Raw genomic sequence first — 17712 nt, forward strand, 5'->3', positions numbered from 1 at the left:
TCGGGTCAGCACCATTGCCGATGGAGCTCGTGGGCGCGCACGTCCGTGAGCGAGGCGACCTGGTCGACGGCAACGCGCAATGCCGCCGCATCGTCGTCGGCCGCATCGTGGTCGGCCTTGAGCTCGGCGTCGAGCCGGGTCGGGTCCTGACGGTAGGCCCCGACGAGGTCGGCGACCACCTGACGCTCGCCCGCCATGAGCTCCACCCGTTCGGCCGCGTTCATGACGAAGTGCGCTGCCGTGGCCTTGAGCACGGCGCACTCGGCCCTGGTGTCGTCCGGAACGACGAGATCGGCCTGGTGACGGACGAGGTTGCCGGCGCCGTGCCGCTCGCGCGTCGCTGACTCGACGGCTTGGACGAATCGGCCGATGAGTCGTGACGTCATGTCCTTGAGATGGGCGAGGTCGCTGCGCGTGCCTTGGTATGCCGTCGGCACGGTGCCCGTGCCCACGATCCGTTCCAGCGCGGCACCGAGGGCGTCGCGACTCAGGTCCGGCGCGTAGCTCACCGTCGCGACGTCGAGCACGGCGTCCACGTCGGAGTGGTCACGCAGCAGTCGCGGGTCCAGCCGACCCGACGCGATGGCGTCCTCCACGTCGTGAACCGAATAGGCAACGTCGTCGGACCAGTCCATCACCTCGGCCTCGAAGGCGCGCCGCTGCTTCGGAGCCCCCGCACGGAACCACTCGAAGACGGGGAGGTCGTCGGCATACACTCCGAACTTGGGTGTGGGCGAGGGAGAATCCCCCCGCGCCCACGGGTACTTGGTCGTGGCGTCCAGCGTGGCCCGGGTGAGGTTCAGCCCAGCCGGCCTCCCGTCGGAGTGGAAGCGCTTGGGCTCGAGGCGGGTGAGGATGCGCAGGGTCTGCGCGTTGCCCTCGAAGCCACCGATCCCGGCCGCGATCTCGTTGAGTGCGGTCTCACCGTTGTGACCGAAGGGCGGGTGCCCAAGGTCGTGTGCGAGGCATGCCGTGTCGACGACGTCGGCGTCGCAGCCGAGCGCGGCTCCGAACTCGCGCCCGATCTGGGCCACCTCGAGGCTGTGGGTGAGCCGGTTGCGGATGAAGTCGTCGCTGCCCGGCTGGAGCACTTGCGTCTTGGCCGAGAGTCGCCGCAGGGACGCCGAATGCACCAGCCTGGCTCGGTCCCGGGCGAAGTCGTCGCGGTCGGCCCGTTTGTGCGCCGGGTCCTCGGCAACCCAGCGGTCGCGGTCACGCGCGGTGTAGCTCACGTGCTCGACACTAGGGGGTCGAGCCGTTGGCCTTAAGGTGACACCACCACAGGACTCGACGGACAGGGGTGGCGGTGCGCGGACGAACGCTGCGGCTCGCGGGGATCGCGATGACGCTCACGCTCGCACTGAGCGCGTGCACCGGGGACAACGCCGATGACTCCGGCACGTCTGGGGACGCTTCCCCCAAGAGGACTCAGCCGTCCGACATCACGGGTCCGATCAAGGCTGCGGCCCAGTCCGCTGGCTCGGTCGTGGTGAACCGCACCGAGGTCAGCGGCTCCGATGATGGCGGTGAGCCAACGCATGAGGAGATCGAGACGTCGTTCGCCGAACCTGTGTCGGCCCGGGTCCTCCACGTCGGCGACGAGATCTGGACTCTCGACGTCGTTGACGGAGTGGGCTACCTCAAGGACCAGAGCGAGCGGAAGTCCAACAACCGCTGGGAGAAGCTCGACGCGGCCGCGACGGCTGATCGACTCGAGCACGGCACCCTTGCAGGCCTTCTCGGGGTCCTGGACGGGGCCACGGCCCTGCCGGAGACGGCTACGGCGAGCGTCCGTGGGGTCGACGCCACCTGCCACACTTTCCCTTTGAGCGGCGGTGCGGACGCCACGGCGCGAGTCTGCGTCGACAACCAGCAACGGCCCGTCGAGCTGGTCGAGACGAACGGCGACCAGACCAACACGTCTGTTTTCACGAACTGGGGCGTCGCGATCGACGCCATCGCCCCACCCGCCCACCTCGTCGACTAGCTGGAGGCGGCCGCGGCAGCAGCGGCCCGAGCCACCCACTTGGGCTCGTCGCCGTAGCGCTGTGGCGGGATGAGCCGCCCCTGGGCGCAGTCGTCGATGAGCTGAGCGAGGCGCTTCTCGCGCGTGTCCTCACGCTTGGCGGTGACGACCCAGTTCTCTGCCATCTTGCGGTAGGAGGGTGTCGCCACCTGCCAGAACGCGGCGGCCGCGGGGTCTGCAAGCAACCGCGTCCGCTGCTCGTCACTCAGTGCCTGACCCGCCTCGTAGGCGTAGATCCCGCTGCGTTCGGGCTTGCGCTTCTCGAAGGCGGCGATCCCGGCGGGACGCATCCGCCCCTCTGCCGAGAGCCGCTCGACGTGGGCGATGTTGATGGCGCTCCAGATACTCGATGACTTGCGCGGCGTCCAGCGCTGGCGTCGCGCATCCTCGTCGATGCGCTGCGACACGCTGTCGATCCACCCGAAGCAGAGCGCCACAGGCACTGCCTGCTCCCACGTGAGGCCGGGGTCATCGACGTGCTTCTTGAACAACCCCATCCACAACTCGGTCGCTGTCTCGTGGTTCGCCTCGAGCCACATCTCGAATTCGGCCTCGTCGCGGAAGAAGAGCGCTGGCCGCTCGACGGAACCACCCGGCATACCGATCTGCACCATGTCAGGAGTCTGTCAGCCGCCTGAGACAGAGAGCTCCGCGTGTGCGATCTGCTCGCGCTGCGCATCGTCGAGCTTTCGCGACTTCAACCAGTTCTCGGGCAGGGCCACCACGCGCGGCGAGCCCGCGCGTCCCCGCTGCCCCTCGGCCGGGTCACCGGGCCACGGCGCGTCGAGGTCCATCGTGCCGATGAGGTCGTCGAGCGCCTGGAGGCTGTCGACGAGGGCGAGCTGGTTGCGCACCTGCGAGCCGGCCGGGAACCCCTTGAGGTACCACGCGATGTGCTTGCGAATGTCGCGGCAGCCGCGCAATTCGTCCCCGTCGTAGAACTCGACGAGGTAGGTCGCGTGGCGACGCAGCGTCTCGGTGACCTCGCGCAGGCTCGGTTGCACCCGGGCAGTCGTGCCGGCAAAGGCTGCAGCCAGGTCTGTGAAGAGCCACGGCCGACCCAGGCACCCACGACCCACCACGACCCCGTCGCATCCGGTCTCGGCGACCATGCGGAGGGCGTCCTCGGCGGACCAGATGTCACCGTTGCCGAGGACGGGGACCGTCGTGACAGCCTCCTTGAGACGCGCGATGGCCGACCAGTCGGCCTGACCTGAGTAGGCCTGCGCAGCCGTCCTGCCATGCAGCGCCACCGCGGCCGCTCCCTCTCCCTCGGCGATGCGTCCGGCATCGAGGTAGGTGATGTGGTCGGCGTCGATGCCGATCCGCATCTTCACGGTCACGGGCACGTTGTAGGGACTGGCCTCGCGCACGACGTTGCTGATGATCCCGCGGAACAGCTCGGTCTTCCAGGGCAGAGCCGCTCCCCCGCCCTTGCGGGTCACCTTGGGGACGGGACAACCGAAGTTGAGGTCGATGTGGTCGGCCCGGTCCTCGGTGACGAGCATCCGCGCGGCGGCCCCTGCGGTCGCGGGGTCGACGGAGTACAGCTGCACCGACCGCGGGTGCTCCTCCGGGCCGTGGCTGATGAGGCGCAGGGTCTCGGGGCTGCGCTCGACCAGCGCGCGACTCGTGACCATCTCGTTGACGTAGAGGCTCGTGGCGCCGCTCGCTCCACCCAGATCCGACCCCGCAGAACCGGATTCGCGGCACAGCCTGCGGAAGGCGCGGTTCGTGATCCCGGCCATGGGGGCAAGGACGACGGGTGACTCGATGGTGTGGCGCCCGATCTGCAGCGGGGGCAGAACGGGCTGGCTGGCTTCGAGAGTGGCACTCATGACCGCACGATTGTCCCACTGGTTGACTGATGTGCATGTCCACGCTCATCACGCCGGCCGAACTCGTGGCCGCAGCCGAGGCCGGAACCGTCCGCGTGCTCGACGTCCAGTACTCCCTCGCAGGAGACGGACCTGCCCTGTATGCCGTGGCGCACCTTCCCGGCGCACCTCACCTGGATCTGGACGCGGTTCTGGCCGGACCGCCCGGTGAGGGTGGTCGACACCCGCTGCCGTGTCCCGAGGTGCTCGAGGCCGGGTTGCGGGCCGTCGGTGTGCGGGCTGGCGAGACCGTCGTGGTCTACGACCAGCAGACCTCGCTTGCGGCCGCGCGGGCGTGGTGGGTTCTCCGCTGGGCAGGGCTCAAAGACATCCGAGTGCTGGACGGCGGTCTGGCTGCGTGGCAGGCCGCCGGCTTGCCCGTCACGACGGAGGTCCCGTCACCCGATCCGGGGGACGTGAACGTGACCCCCGGGTCGGTGCCCGTGCTGGAAGCCGACGGCGCTGCACGGGTGGCGAGTGACGGCATACTTCTCGATTCGCGTGTGGGTGAACGCTTCCGGGGCGAGACCGAGCCGATCGACGCCGTCGCCGGGCACATCCCTGGCGCACGCAACGCGCCCATGGCGGATCAGCTGCAGGCAGACGGCCGCTTCCGACCGGCGGCAGAGTTGCGCGACTTCTTCGCCGGTCTCGGTGCCGATGGAAGCACGGAGGTCGGAACAACGTGCGGGTCGGGCGTCACGGCGGCGCACACCGCCTTGGCGTTGCACTTGGCGGGCGTCGACGCGGTCCCCTACATCGGCTCGTGGAGTCACTGGATCACCGACCCCGCGCGGCCGGTCGAGACCGGCTCAGGGCGCGATCGCGACTGAAGCCGCAGCACTCCCGGGCACCGGGTCATCCTGAAGGCTGGGAAGCGTCGCCACCCTGTGGATCACACCGGTCACGGTGTCCCAGACGAGCAGGGCCGTGCCGTGCCAGCGGACCAGCACATGGTCGCGATAGACCCAACCCAGGACGTCGCAGCACCCCACCGCGAGACCCTCGCTGTTGGGCGCGAGGAGCAGGCGGGCCGTGGAGGGGCGCTCGGGATCGACGGTGAACACCCCTTGGAACAAGCGCTCCGGGTAGCGGCGATTCGCCTTCAGCGCCGTCGACTGCCCGAGGAAGCCACCCGTCGCGACGCGCGAGGAAGGACTGGTGAACGTCGTGCCCCACACCTTGGCGAGGACGTCCAGCCCTGGGAGCGTCCCGGTGTTCGCACCATCAGGTCCGAAGGACAGGATCCGCATGGACTCGCTTCCCCGCACCTGCACCTCGTGAGGCCCTGGATGGGCGCCTTGCGCCAGCCGGTTCACCGCACCCGTCTCGGGTGAGACCCGCCACACTTGGGTCCGTGACCACACGATGATCGACGATCCGACCCATCCGCCGCCCTCGAGATAACGGTCCTTGACCGGCATGGTCCGGACGACCCCGCTGAACGCATCAAGCACGTGAACCTTTCCCGGTTGGATGAACATGACCCGCCGCCGGTCATCCGCGATGGCCGTGACCTCCAGGGGGTCCGAGGTGCGGCCGGCCTCGTCGAGGTTCGGGACCAGCTGAAGGGTGTCCACGGCGACGAACGGGTCGCTGAGTGTGGGGCGCACGAGCACTGGATGCAGCGTTCCGGCCGTGTGCCGCAGAAGCACGGCACGCACAGGGGCACTGCTGTTCCCCAGCTCGCCGATGGTCGTGATTCGTGTGTCCGGGCCGAAGCCCAACACCTCGGGAAGTGCGAGCTGGCTTCGAGCCAGGTCGTCGATCCGCGGCAACGCCGCCACCTGCTCCGGATGGGGGCCCACCTGGGCCAACGCCCCGTCCAGGGTGAACTCGCGAGAGTCCCATCCCGGCAGCAAGGACTGCATGCTCGAAGGCGCGGGCAGTGGGAGGGACACCCGATCCGTGCTCTCCGTGTCGATCAGGGTCAGTGCCGCAATCGCGAGCGCCGCACTCGCCGCCACAGCCACTGTGGTGCGTCGCCCACGCGTACGACGGTGCGCTGCCCGGCGAATGGCTCGGTCGACGAAGTCCTTCTCGTCCACCTCAGCCGCGGTATCCTGCAGGGCGTCCGGACTGACCGGCTTCTCATGGTGCCGCACTGTCGGGATGGACACCCCGAGGATCTCGGCAGTCTCGGCCTCGGTGCGTTCTTCGTAGCGTCGCAGGATGGCGACGGCACGGTCCTTGTGGCCGAGCGCCTGCAGTTCGGCCAGGACGCGACTTGCGTCGCCGCTCGCCTGACGGGGTTCACTGGCACGTGGACCGGTGAGGCGTGCTCCGGGCCGATAAAGGGACCGCCGAACCTCGATGTCGGGCTTCTCGTCCCGGATCCGGTCCCAGTGCAGCGCGAGGTCGGCGAACGCTCTCTCGACGGCGTCGTCCCCGCGCCTCTCGTCACCGCACAGCAGGTAGGCCGCGCGCCTCAGATCATGCTGGCGCGCACGGACGAAGTCGGCGAACTCGTCGACGTCGGCTGCGTCAGACCTCCAGGCCACAGGTCCACTCTTCCAACGTGAAGGTGAGATCGGAAGAGAAGCGAGCAGAACGGCATACGAAGGAGACACAGCGAAACCCCCCGACAACTGTCGAGGGGTTTCGTGATGAGAGTCGAACTCTCAGAAGGGAGTGAGGATCAGAGACCCTTGACCTTCTCGGCCTGCGGGCCCTTGGGGCCCTGCGTGACGTCGAACTCCACCTTCTGGCCTTCGGTGAGCTCGCGGTAGCCGCTGCTCTCGATGGCCGAGTAGTGAACGAAGACGTCGGCGCCGCCGCCGTCCTGCTCGATGAAGCCGAAGCCCTTTTCGCTGTTGAACCACTTCACGGTGCCGGTTGCCACTGGTGTTGCCTATCTGTGTGTTGCGAGGGCTCCCGTATGGAGTCCTCAGGTGCCGCCTTCAGAGGCAACGAGGACAACGGTAGCAGCGGAGCACGGTCGACACCCCATCGTGAGCCGGAGATGTCGATCGGTGTGTCGCTCAGGAGGAAGCGCGGCGGAGCAGCTCGGCGAAGTCGGTGACCTCGTCGAAGCGGTCGGTGAAGCCGGCCTCGCGCTCCTCGCCCTCTGCCGGCAGGAAGCCGGAGCGCCCCGCGGCCGCGCCCGCCACCGATCCGAGCACCGCGGAGACGAGTTCCGCGGCGGCGCGGTCGATGCGCCGGTCGAGACCCGGCGTGCCGAAGTCGTCCGTGGCCGCCAGGACACCCGTCGGCACGACCGAGGCGTGCAGGTAGGAGAAGAGCGGACGCATCGCGTGGTCGATCATGAGCGAGTGCCGGGCCGATCCCGCCGTCGCCGCGACGAGGACGGGCTTGCCCTCGAGCGCGTTCACGTCGAGATTGTCGAAGAACGACTTGAACAGTCCGCTGTAGGACCCGGTGAACACCGGCGTCACGGCGATGAGGGCATCGGCCGAGATGACCTTCTCGACGACCGCGGTCAGTTCCCCGCTGGGGAAGCGAGTGAGCATCTGGTCGGCGATGAGCTTGGCCAGGGGCCGCAGCTCGATGACCTCGACCGTCGCCGCCTCGCCATGCGCGGTGACGTGCCGGTCCACGGCCTCGGTGAGGCGGTCGGTGAGCAGGCGCGTCGAGCTGGGCTCGGACAGGCCGGCGGTGACGGCGACGATGCGACGGGTCATGTCAGACCTCCACAGGGGTTCCGTCGAGCGCGACGAGGCGCTCGGCGTGGCGGGGTGCCGTGGCCGGCACGTGGGCGGGACGACGGGCGTCCGCGATCTTGCGCAGCTCGGGGACGACCTCGCCGCCGAGGATCTCGAGTTGCTCGAGGACGGTCTTGAGCGGCAGGCCGGCGTGGTCCATGAGGAACAACTGGCGCTGGTAGTCGCCGACGTGGTCGGCCATGGTCGCGTAGCGATCGATGATCTGCTGCGGCGAACCGACAGTCAGCGGCGTCTCGCGGGTGAACTCCTCCAGCGACGGGCCGTGGCCGTAGACCGGGGCGTTGTCGAAGTACGGCCGGAACTCGCGCACCGCGTCCTGGCTGTTCTTGCGCATGAACACCTGGCCGCCAAGTCCGACGATGGCCTGGTCGTGCTTGCCGTGACCGTGGTGCTGGTAGCGGCGGCGGTAGAGGTTGACCATCTGCTTGGTGTGCGACAGCGGCCAGAAGATGTTGTTGTGGAAGAAGCCGTCACCGTAGAAGGCTGCCTGTTCCGCGATCTCGGGGCTGCGGATCGAACCGTGCCAGACGAACGGTGGGATGCCGTCGAGCGGGCGCGGCGTCGAGGTGAAGCCCTGGAGTGGCGTGCGGAACTTGCCCTCCCAGGTCACGTTTTCCTCGGTCCAGAGGCGGCGGAGCAGGGCGTAGTTCTCGACGGCGAGGTTGAGGCCCTCGCGGATGTCCTTGCCGAACCAGGGGTAGACGGGGCCCGTGTTGCCGCGGCCCATCATGAGGTCCATGCGGCCGTCGGACAGGTGCTGCAGGTAGGCATAGTCCTGCGCGATCCGCACCGGGTCGTTCGTCGTGATCAGCGTGGTCGACGTCGAGAGGACGATCCGCTCGGTCTGGGCGGCGATGTTCGCGAGGAGGACCGGCGGGTTGGCCGGCGCGGCGAACGGCGGGTTGTGGTGCTCACCGGTCGCGAAGACGTCGAGGCCCACCTCCTCCGCCTTCTTGGCGATGGCGACGGTGGCCTTGATGCGCTCGTTCTCGCTGGGCGTGATGCCCGTGGTCGGGTCCGTGGTGACGTCCCCAACGGTGAAGATGCCGAACTCCATCTCAGTCGCTCCTTGTGAGGTAGTTGAATGTTCATCTACTTGAACAGGGTAGCGCCGCCGTCCATTCCCACAGGCGACTTTGTGCCCGATTGGGACATGACGAGCGCAGCGAGACGTGTCCCAATCGGGCACAAAGTCGCTGCGAGTCCCGGCTACTGCAGGGCAGCGCGGGCTGCATCAAGGCGCTTCTGTGCGGCGATGACGGCCTTGCGTGCCACCCGGGCGGCATCCTCAGCCGCCTCGAGGTCGGCCTGCGCCCCCGCCATCTGCGCTTCGGCTTCGTCCACCTCGGCCTCGGCTTTGCGCCGCTCCCTGGCCGCAGCTTTCACAGCCCTGGCTGCGACCACCGCCGCCTTGAGCTCCTCCTCGGTCAGCTCGTCATCGTCGAGGTCCTCGCCGGCCTGGGGTTCCGGCTCGACTTCGGGCTTCCCACCCTTGAGGACCGACATGATCGAGCCGGAGCTCGTGACTCCCACGGCTCCGGAGAGGTCCACCTCGCCGAACCCGCTGTAGCTGAGCGCGCGTGTCAACTGTCCAGACGCGAGCGCCTCCGCAGCACTCTCGTCGGCGAGTGCCGCGATCGCGGTCGCCCGCACTTCGTCGCGACCACTCGCGCTCAACGCGCCACCCGCCGTCGTGGCCACCTCCGCGACGCGTTCGACGTATGCCGTGAGGGCCGCGTCCCGCTCCCCTCTCACCGAGGTGAGGACACTGGCGTCCAGGCGAGCCTGGGCGGCCCGCATCCGCGCCCCGAGGCCGACGAGGTCGGCGACCACTCCCCCGTCGTCGCGCGACGTGAGGTTCATGGCCCACGCGGTCACGGTGGGCTTGCGCAGCGCCAGGATCTCCTTGGCCGCGGCGGCGCCACCGGCCGACTTCGCTGAGGCGGCCAACGCCTTCCGGGAGGTCACGAACTCGGCCAGCGGGACGGCATACAGGCTGGCAGCCGCGTCGGCGACGGTGCGGTCGCCAGCCACGTCGCCGTCTGGATCGCTGGCCATGCTCAGAGCCTAGTGGTCGCGCGCGTCGGTCAATCGTGCGTGCGCAGGTGCCAGCCCCAGATGAGGCACCCGAGACTGATGAACACCAGACTGGTCACCGCGAGGGTCGTCACGGAGCCGGTGACGAGGGGGGTGAGGAGGGTCGCGACGACGGCATTGGTCGCCAGGGGCATGACCCCCGCGACGGACGCCGCCGCACCCCGCATGTGCGGGAAGCGGTCCAGCAGGGCCACTTGGATCGTGGGGAAGGCGACCCCTGTCCCGATGGCGATGAGGCTCGGGCCGACGACGGCCCACGGGAGATTCGGCCCGAACACCACGGCAAGCGCGACATTCGCCACGGCTGCCGCGAGCGACACGAAGAACGCGACGGTGATGAGCCGACGGGCGCTCACGCGGCCTGCGGCGCGACCGCTGATCCACGAACCGAGGATCACACCGCCGATCATCGGGACGAAGAACTGCCAGAAGTCCTGCTCACCCTTGCCGAGGAGCTCGACGACGAAGATGGCCGCCCCGCCGATGTAGATGAACTGGCCGGCGAAGACGAGGGTGATCGCCCAGCCCATCCGTTCGAAGGTGGCATCCCGCGCGACGTGGGCCAGGTCGCGGAGCATCGGGCCGAGCCGGAGAGGTCGCCGGCGCTCGGGTGGGTGGGTCTCGGGGATCACGGTGAGCACGACGACGGCGAGAACGACGGCGAACAGGCCGATGAACCAGAAGATCGTCGGCCACCGCCCAAACTCCAGGAGGAGTCCACCGACGACCGGGGCGATCGCCGGCGCCAACCCGAAGATCATCATGACGCGACTCATGGCACGCTGCGCCTCGACGCCGTCGAAGAGGTCGCGGATGATCGTGCGCCCGATGATCGTCGAGCCACCGGCGGAGAGCCCCTGGAGGACGCGGAAGCCGAGCAGCACCGGCAGGCTCGGTGACAGGGCGCACCCGATGCTCGCCAGCGCATAGATGCCGAGTGCCCCGATGACGACCGGCCGCCTGCCCACGGCATCCGAGAGCGGTCCGTGGAAGGGCGTCATCACTGCGAAGGCGAGCATGTAGGCACTGACGACGAGTTGCATGTCGTCGATGCCCACGCCGAACTCGCCGCGCATCTGCGCGAAGGCGGGGAACGGCGTGTCGATCGAGAACGGCCCGAGCATCGCCATGCCAGCGAGGACCAGCGTGACGAGCCACCCGGCACGCCGGCGCGAGACTCCGTCCGGATGGCCCGAACCCGCGGCAGACCCCGCGCCGGGATCTGAGGCTGGGACGGAGCCGCGTGGCATTCGGTGCGTCAGCAGCCGATGAGGCGCTGCGCGAGGTAGCCCTCCACCTGGTCGAGGGAGACCCGCTCCTGTGCCATCGTGTCGCGCTCGCGGATCGTCACGGCCTGGTCCTCGAGGGTGTCGAAGTCGACGGTGATGCAGAAGGGTGTGCCGATCTCGTCCTGGCGGCGGTAGCGCTTGCCGATGGCGCCGGCGTCGTCGAAGTCGACGTTCCAGTTCTTGCGCAGGGTCGCAGCGAGGTCACGGGCCTTGGGCGAGAGGTCGGCATTGCGCGACAACGGGAGCACTGCGGCCTTGACGGGCGCGAGGCGACGGTCAAGTCGGAGCACGACGCGCTTGTCGACACCACCCTTGGTGTTGGGGGCCTCGTCCTCGGCGTAGGCGTCGACGAGGAAGGTCATGAGGCTGCGCGACAGACCGGCCGCGGGCTCGATGACGTAGGGCGTGTAGCGCTCTCCGGTCGTCTGGTCGAAGAAGACGAGGTCGGTGCCCGAGTGCTGGCTGTGGGTGCCGAGGTCGAAGTCGGTGCGGTTGGCGATGCCCTCGAGCTCGCCCCACTCGGACCCGGCGAAGTTGAAGCGGTACTCGATGTCGACGGTGCGCGTCGAGTAGTGGCTGAGCTTGTCGGCCGGGTGCTCGAAGTGGCGCAGGTTGTCGGGGTTGATGCCGAGGTCGACGTACCAGCGGGTGCGCTCGTCGATCCAGTACTGGTGCCACTCGGCATCGTCGCCGGGCTTGACGAAGAACTCCATCTCCATCTGCTCGAACTCGCGCGTGCGGAAGATGAAGTTGCCCGGCGTGATCTCGTTGCGGAAGCTCTTGCCGGTCTGGGCGATGCCGAACGGCGGCTTTTTGCGCGACGTCTGCATGACGTTGAGGAAGTTGACGAAGATGCCCTGCGCCGTCTCCGGGCGGAGGTAGTGCAGGCCGGACTCGTCCTCGATGACGCCGAGGTGGGTCTTGAGCATCATGTTGAATTCGCGGGCCTCGGTCCACTCACCGCGGGTGCCGCAATTGGGGCAGGCAATCTCGCTCAGCGGGATCGAGTCGGGGTCAACCTCTTTGCCCTTCTTGGCTTCCTTGTCGGCAAGCGCTTCCTGCATGTGGTCCACACGGAAGCGCTTGTGACAGCTGAGGCACTCGGTCAGCGGGTCGGTGAACGTGCCGACGTGGCCGGACGCGACCCACGTCTCGCGCGGCAGGATGATCGAGGAGTCGAGGCCGACGACGTCGTCGCGGCCGGTGACCATGGACTTCCACCACTGGCGGCGGATGTTCTCCTTGAGCTCGACACCGAGGGGCCCGTAGTCCCAGGCCGAGCGCGTACCGCCGTAGATGTCCCCACTCGGGAAGACGAAACCCCGGCGCTTGCAGAGGTTGACGACGGTATCGACGGTAGAGGTCTCCTTGGCCATGCGCGCAAGGTTACTGTCCGCGGAGCGTCGCCCCGAATCGGTTCCGCGCCACTGCCGCTGCCTTGCGTCCGGGGACGCGGTCGCCCGAGCGACCAAGCCTGCGGACGCCGTTGTATGCCGCCCGCTCACGTAGGCTCTCCGCTCGTGTCACCCCTTCGCGAATCCTTCGAGCGCGCGAGCGCGCCTGTTCTCCAGAAGTTGGCCGGGCTCCCCCGGGCCATCCCGTTCCTTCTGGTCCTCGGACTCTTGCTCGCCGGGGTCCTCATCCCGGGGTGGGGCTGGATCCTCGTCGCGCTCGTGACGCTGTTCCTGTTGTGGCTGCTCTTCCTCGGCTGGCCCCGGCTCACACCGCCCGAGCGGGTGATGCGTGTCGCCGTCGTCGCAATCGCCGCGGCCATCACCGTCACCCAGGCCTTCCCCCGCTGAGCCTCCGACCTTGTGCCCCGTTGGGACGGCGAGCGCCAGCGAGTTGTCCCAACGGGGCACAAGGTCGGATCAGGATTGACAATCATTCTCATCTGGAATGAGAATGATTGTCATGAAGCGCTCCCTCGTCACTCTCTGGGCTGTGGCCGGCCTCGCACTCGGAGCGTGCGGCGCCTCGGCCGACTCGGCGGGCGACGGGAAGGGCGTTGAGGTCGCCGCCGCCTTCTACCCCTTGGCGTATGCCGTCGAGCGGGTTGGCGGCGACCGCGTCGACGTGACCAACCTGTCCAAACCGGGCACGGAGCCTCACGACGTCGAGCTGACCCCCAAGGCCGTCGCCACCCTGAGCGGATCGGACCTCGTGGTCTTTGAGAAGGGCTTCCAGCCCGCCGTCGACGAGGCCATCGGGCGGGCCGACGACGCACGGATCCTGGACGTGGCGAGCACGGTGGACCTGACCGTCGTGGCTGCCGATGACGGGCATGACCATGGCGGCGAGCACACGGAGGAGCACGCTGACGAGGCGGCCGTCGACCCGCACTTCTGGCTGGACCCGACTCGGTATGCCAAGGCCGTGGAGGCGATCGCAGCGGAACTGGCGGCGGTCGACCCGGCCGGTGCGACGGCATACGCAAGGAACGCCGAGACGTTCGTCGCCGAGTTGACAGCTCTCGACGCGGAGTTCGCGGCGGGCCTCAAGCACTGCGCCAATCGCGATCTCGTCACGGGGCACGTGGCCTTTGCCTATCTGGCAGACCGCTACGACCTTCATCAGTCCGGGATCGCCGGCCTGTCCCCCGACGCCGAACCGAGCGCGGGCGCGATGAAGGAGATCGTCGAGCACATCCGCGAGCACGAGGTCACGACGATCTACGCCGGGGCGCTCGTCAGCAAGGACCTCACCGAGACGATCGCGAAGGAGACCGGCACAACCGTGGCCGTCCTCGACCCCCTCGAGGGACTCACGGAGTCGTCCGCTGGCAACGACTACCTCGAGGTGATGAGGTCCAACCTCGCCACTCTGAAGAAGGGACAGGTGTGCCGATGACGAGCACCCCGCTCATCGAGCTCCGGTCGGCGTCCTTCGGCTACGCCGACCGCAAGGTTGTCGACGGCGTCACCCTGTCCCAGGGACCGGGCGAAGTCATCGCCCTCCTCGGCCCCAACGGGTCCGGCAAGTCGACGCTGGTCAAGGGCCTTCTCGGGCTGTCCGATCACCTCGGCGGTGACGTGAAGTTGTTTGGGACGGCGTTGGCGAAGTTCCGCGACAAACCGCGCATCGGCTATGTGCCGCAACGACATTCGCTCTCGACCTCCGTGCGCGTCACGGTCCGCGAGATCGTCGAGACCGGACGGCTTCCCCTGCGGCCATGGTGGCGTCCCAGCGGCGCCGCCGATGCGGCCGTCGTCGACAAGGCGCTCGACGCCGTCGGACTCCGGGATCGCGAACGTGAGGACGTCGCAGCGCTCTCCGGGGGCCAGCAGCGACGAGTTCTGATCGCCCGCGCCCTCGCTGCACAGCCGGACGTTCTCGTCATGGACGAGCCCACGGCGGGCGTCGACGTCGCCAACCAGCGCATCCTCGCGGACGTCCTGGCCCGACTCGCCGAGCGCGGAACGTCGATGCTCATCGTCACGCACGAACTCGCGGCCCTGAGCGACGTCGTCACCCGCATCGTGTGCATGAACGCCGGGCACGTCGACTTCGATGGTTCGCCCACGGCATACGCCGCTGGTCACCGTCGCCACGAGTTGGGTGACGGGCACCATCATTCTCCGTCCGCGGACGAGCGCGAGCCCGGACTCGCTGCAATCGTCACCGACGCCCTGCCCTCTCGGGAGGTGCGCCGTGGGTGACCTGCTCTCCCTCGACTTCATGCGCCAAGCGCTCATCGCGGCGGTGCTCGTCGGGCTGGCCGCTCCCCTCGTGGGCGCGTTCCTCGTCCAACGCCGCATGTCACTCATCGGCGACGGCATCGGCCACGTTGCTTTGGCGGGTGTGGCGGTGGGGATCCTCACGGGTTCGATGCCGGTCCTCACGGCATTGGTCGCCGCCGTCGCCGCTGCCGTCGGAGTCGAATTGATCCGGGCAGCCGGGCGGACGAGCGGTGACATCGCACTCGCCGTGATGTTCTATGGCGGCATCGCACTCGGCGTCGTCCTCATGTCGAAGTCGACAGCTTCCTCGGGCAACCTCACCGGCTACCTGTTCGGTGCGATCCTCACGACCACGAGCAGCGACATCGTCGTCTTCGCCGGTCTCGCCGTCGTCGTGGTCGGCGTGACCTGGGTGCTGCGTCACCGGTTCTTCGCGGTGGCCAACGACGAGGAGTATGCGCGAGCGGTCGGGCTGCCGGTGATGGCCTACAACATCGCCCTGTCCGTGCTCACCGCCGTCACGGTCGTGGTCTCGATGCGCGTCGTCGGATTGCTCCTCATCACCGCACTCATGATCGTCCCCAACGCCACCGCCCAACTCGTGTCGCGCAGCTTCCGGAGCAGCCTGGTCTGGGCCTCCCTCATCGGCGTGCTGTCCGCGGTCGGTGGCGTCGTCGGCTCGTTCTATGCCGAGACCCCGTCGGGCGGGACCATCGTGCTCCTCGCCATCGCGACCTTCCTGGTCGTGAGTGTCGTCAGCGGACTCGTGACGCGGGCCCGGCGTGCGGCCCACGAGCGCGCCGAACGCCACGACCACGAGCATGGACCTCAGTGCGGCCACCAAGCGATTCCCCATGATGGCCACATCGACTACCTGCACGACGGCCATCGTCACGCTGCCCACAAGGATCACTACGACGAGCACGACGAGCACCCACACGAGCGCCCTCACGATGACCACGCGCAGCCCGAGGAGGTCTCGCGATGAGTTCTTCCACGACGGATTCCGGCCCCACCAGGCGTCCGACCCGCCAACGGGCCGCGCTTGCCGAGGTCATGGCTGCAACGTCCGAGTTCCTGTCAGCCCAGGACCTGCACGCCAAACTGCAGTCACGTGGCGACTCGGTGGGACTCGCGACCGTCTATCGGAACCTGCAAGCCATGGCTTCCGATGGTGACGTCGACGTGCTGCGCACCGATGACGGCGAAGCGGTCTATCGCTCCTGCGGCACGGCCGAGCACCACCACCACCTCGTGTGTCGGGAGTGCGGGCGCACCGTCGAGGTGGACGGTCCGGCGGTCGAGAAGTGGGCCGCCGAAGTCGCACGGGCCAACGGCTTCACCGACGTCACGCACACCATCGAGATCTTCGGCACCTGCACCTCCCACTGACCCCACACGTCGACTTTGTGCCCCAATGGGACACGTGACGGCGGCCTTCGGCCGATGGAACGTGTCCCATTGGGGCACAAAGTCGCCTTGGGCGAGACGGGCAGCGGGGGATCAGCCGCTGGCGGGGGCGGCCTTGTCGACGGCGCCGCCGTAGCGACGCTCGCGGTCCGCATACATCTCGATCGCCTGCCACAGGTCGCGCCGGTCGAAGTCGGGCCAGAGCGTGTCGAGGAAGACCATCTCGGCATAGGCGCTCTGCCACAGCAAGAAGTTGCTCGTGCGCTGCTCCCCCGACGACCTCACGAAGAGGTCGACATCCGGCATGTCCGGCTCCGGCAGGTAGCGCGCGAGAGTCCGATCGTCGACGTTCTTGGCCTTGATGCGGCCCCGCGCGACGTCCTCGGCCATCGCTCGAGCGGCGTCCCCGAGTTCGGCACGCCCGCCGTAGTTAACGCAGAAATACAGCGTCAGCCCCGTGTTGTGCTGGGTCAGCTCTTGGGCGATCTCGAGTTCCTTGATGACCGAGCTCCACAGCCGCGGACGGCGACCGACCCAGCGCATCCGCACGCCCCACTCATGGAGCTGGTCGCGTCGGCGCCGGATGACGTCGCGGTTGAAGCCCATGAGGAAGCGCACCTCGTCCGGCGACCGCTTCCAGTTCTCGGTCGAGAAGGCATAGGCGGACAGGTGCGTGACTCCGGCCTCGATGGCCCCGGCGACGACGTCGAGCAACGCCGCCTCACCGGCCTCATGACCCTTGGTCCGCGGCAGCCCGCGCTGGTTGGCCCACCGACCGTTGCCGTCCATGACGATCGCAACATGTCCGGGGACCTGTGCGGGTGCCAGGGCTGGCGGCTGGGCTCCACTGGGGTGCGGGAAGGGGCGGCTCGTCACCGCTCCACCATACGGAGCGAGCGCACACCGCGTTCGAGGTGCCACTGGAGGAACGCCGTCGTCAGACCGCTCCCCTCACGCCGGTGCCGGACGTCCGATGCGTCGGCGATCACCCAGTCCCCGGCCAGCAGTGCCGCAAGGAGGCGAAGCGTCTCCGGAGCGGGGGCACTTGAGCCGGGCGGACGGCATACGGAACACACTGCGCCACCCGAGACGACGTGGAAGGCACGGTGTGGGCCCTCGGCGCCACACTTCGCGCAGTCGTGGAAGCTCGGCGCCCAGCCAGCGATCGCGAGCGCGCGCAGCAGGTAGGCGTCGAGGACGAGGTTGGGGTCGTGCTCCTTGCCGGCGAGCGAGCGCAACGCGCCCGTCACGAGGAGGTATTGCTGCAGCGCCGGCTCACGCTCCTCGGTGAGCCGATCGCACGTCTCGAGAACGGCGTTGGCGGCGGTCCACGCGTCGTAGTCGCGCGCACACACATCACCCCACGACTCGATCGTCTCGGCCTGGGTCACCGTGTCGAGGTTGCGCCCCTCGTAGCACTGGAGGTCGACGAGCATCCCGGGCTCGAGTCGCGCCCCGAAGCGTGACTTGGTGCGGCGCACGCCCTTGCCGACGGTGCGGACCTTGCCCATGCTTCGCGTGAGCACGGTGATGATGCGGTCTGCCTCGCCCAGTTTGTGGGTGCGCAGCACGATCCCCTGGTCACGGTAGAGCGGCACCCCCCGATTGTCCCCCGCCCCTCTGACATTCCCGGTATGCCGTGCCGCTGGG

At 68.5% G+C, this 17712-nt stretch carries 19 protein-coding genes; 7 read left to right on the forward strand and 12 right to left on the reverse strand.

What is annotated here, in order from left to right; genetic code table 11:
* Nucleotides 1–5 precede the first annotated feature (5 nt).
* Nucleotides 6–1232 (reverse strand): deoxyguanosinetriphosphate triphosphohydrolase, encoded by a 1227-nt coding sequence (locus N802_RS00470; RefSeq protein WP_035910702.1) that lies wholly within the window; start codon nt 1230–1232, stop codon nt 6–8.
* Between the two features lie 74 nt (nt 1233–1306).
* Here N802_RS00470 and N802_RS00475 point away from each other — a divergent pair, with 74 nt between their 5' ends.
* Entirely contained in the window at nt 1307–1987 is a 681-nt protein-coding gene (locus N802_RS00475) for a hypothetical protein (protein WP_156971218.1), read from the forward strand.
* Here the strand turns inward: N802_RS00475 and N802_RS00480 are convergent.
* Nucleotides 1984–2640 carry a YdeI/OmpD-associated family protein gene (locus tag N802_RS00480; protein ID WP_084071736.1) on the reverse strand — a complete coding sequence of 219 codons (657 nt, stop codon included), beginning with the start codon at nt 2638–2640 and terminating at the stop codon, nt 1984–1986. The two genes, N802_RS00475 and N802_RS00480, sit on opposite strands and share 4 nt — an antisense overlap.
* A gap of 12 nt (nt 2641–2652) precedes the next feature.
* On the reverse strand, nt 2653–3864 hold the full coding sequence (gene dusB, locus N802_RS00485; protein WP_035910710.1) for a tRNA dihydrouridine synthase DusB: 1212 nt from the start codon (nt 3862–3864) through the stop codon (nt 2653–2655).
* A gap of 35 nt (nt 3865–3899) precedes the next feature.
* Here dusB and N802_RS00490 point away from each other — a divergent pair, with 35 nt between their 5' ends.
* Nucleotides 3900–4736 carry a sulfurtransferase gene (locus N802_RS00490; protein WP_035911663.1) on the forward strand — a complete coding sequence of 279 codons (837 nt, stop codon included), beginning with the start codon at nt 3900–3902 and terminating at the stop codon, nt 4734–4736.
* Here the strand turns inward: N802_RS00490 and N802_RS00495 are convergent.
* The 7 genes from N802_RS00495 to N802_RS00525 all read right to left on the reverse strand — a co-directional run bounded on the left by N802_RS00495 (nt 4716) and on the right by N802_RS00525 (nt 12348).
* Entirely contained in the window at nt 4716–6404 is a 1689-nt protein-coding gene (locus tag N802_RS00495) for a SigE family RNA polymerase sigma factor (RefSeq protein ID WP_035910712.1), read from the reverse strand. The two genes, N802_RS00490 and N802_RS00495, sit on opposite strands and share 21 nt — an antisense overlap.
* A gap of 137 nt (nt 6405–6541) precedes the next feature.
* Nucleotides 6542–6745, reverse strand: a complete 204-nt coding sequence (locus tag N802_RS00500) for a cold-shock protein (RefSeq protein WP_035910714.1) — start codon at nt 6743–6745, stop codon at nt 6542–6544.
* Nucleotides 6746–6884: 139 nt separating this feature from the next.
* A complete protein-coding gene (locus N802_RS00505) occupies nt 6885–7544 on the reverse strand; it encodes an FMN reductase (RefSeq protein WP_035910716.1) in 660 nt (219 codons plus the stop codon).
* A gap of 1 nt (nt 7545) precedes the next feature.
* Complete coding sequence (locus N802_RS00510) at nt 7546–8643, reverse strand: LLM class flavin-dependent oxidoreductase (RefSeq protein WP_035910717.1); 1098 nt, start codon at nt 8641–8643, stop codon at nt 7546–7548.
* A gap of 152 nt (nt 8644–8795) precedes the next feature.
* Nucleotides 8796–9644 carry a hypothetical protein gene (locus N802_RS19195; protein ID WP_052109253.1) on the reverse strand — a complete coding sequence of 283 codons (849 nt, stop codon included), beginning with the start codon at nt 9642–9644 and terminating at the stop codon, nt 8796–8798.
* A 29-nt stretch (nt 9645–9673) separates the two neighbouring features.
* Complete coding sequence (locus tag N802_RS00520) at nt 9674–10933, reverse strand: multidrug effflux MFS transporter (RefSeq protein WP_084071737.1); 1260 nt, start codon at nt 10931–10933, stop codon at nt 9674–9676.
* A gap of 8 nt (nt 10934–10941) precedes the next feature.
* On the reverse strand, nt 10942–12348 hold the full coding sequence (locus tag N802_RS00525) for a glycine--tRNA ligase (protein WP_035910721.1): 1407 nt from the start codon (nt 12346–12348) through the stop codon (nt 10942–10944).
* Between the two features lie 144 nt (nt 12349–12492).
* On the opposite strand from N802_RS00525, the gene N802_RS00530 reads away from it, so the two are divergent.
* The 5 genes from N802_RS00530 to N802_RS00550 all read left to right on the forward strand — a co-directional run bounded on the left by N802_RS00530 (nt 12493) and on the right by N802_RS00550 (nt 16044).
* Complete coding sequence (locus N802_RS00530; RefSeq protein WP_035910723.1) at nt 12493–12774, forward strand: DUF6703 family protein; 282 nt, start codon at nt 12493–12495, stop codon at nt 12772–12774.
* Between the two features lie 112 nt (nt 12775–12886).
* The gene (locus N802_RS00535) at nt 12887–13822 is read left to right on the forward strand and encodes a metal ABC transporter substrate-binding protein (RefSeq protein ID WP_035910724.1); all 936 of its coding nucleotides are present in this window, start codon (nt 12887–12889) and stop codon (nt 13820–13822) included.
* Nucleotides 13819–14631, forward strand: coding sequence for a metal ABC transporter ATP-binding protein (locus N802_RS00540; RefSeq protein ID WP_035910727.1), 813 nt, complete (start codon nt 13819–13821; stop codon nt 14629–14631). Before N802_RS00535 ends, N802_RS00540 begins: the two co-directional genes overlap by 4 nt.
* Nucleotides 14624–15640, forward strand: a complete 1017-nt coding sequence (locus N802_RS00545) for a metal ABC transporter permease (protein WP_035910730.1) — start codon at nt 14624–14626, stop codon at nt 15638–15640. The genes N802_RS00540 and N802_RS00545 overlap by 8 nt, the downstream gene beginning before the upstream one ends.
* Nucleotides 15637–16044 carry a Fur family transcriptional regulator gene (locus tag N802_RS00550; RefSeq protein ID WP_035910732.1) on the forward strand — a complete coding sequence of 136 codons (408 nt, stop codon included), beginning with the start codon at nt 15637–15639 and terminating at the stop codon, nt 16042–16044. Before N802_RS00545 ends, N802_RS00550 begins: the two co-directional genes overlap by 4 nt.
* Before the next feature lie 111 nt (nt 16045–16155).
* Here N802_RS00550 and N802_RS00555 read toward each other — a convergent pair whose 3' ends face one another.
* Both N802_RS00555 and recO read right to left on the reverse strand, forming a co-directional pair.
* Entirely contained in the window at nt 16156–16938 is a 783-nt protein-coding gene (locus tag N802_RS00555; RefSeq protein WP_035910734.1) for an isoprenyl transferase, read from the reverse strand.
* A complete protein-coding gene (gene recO / locus N802_RS00560) occupies nt 16935–17660 on the reverse strand; it encodes a DNA repair protein RecO (RefSeq protein WP_035910737.1) in 726 nt (241 codons plus the stop codon). The genes N802_RS00555 and recO overlap by 4 nt, the downstream gene beginning before the upstream one ends.
* Between the last annotated feature and the right edge of the window lie 52 nt (nt 17661–17712).

The organism is Knoellia sinensis KCTC 19936 (assembly GCF_000768705.1).
GTDB lineage: Bacteria > Actinomycetota > Actinomycetes > Actinomycetales > Dermatophilaceae > Knoellia > Knoellia sinensis.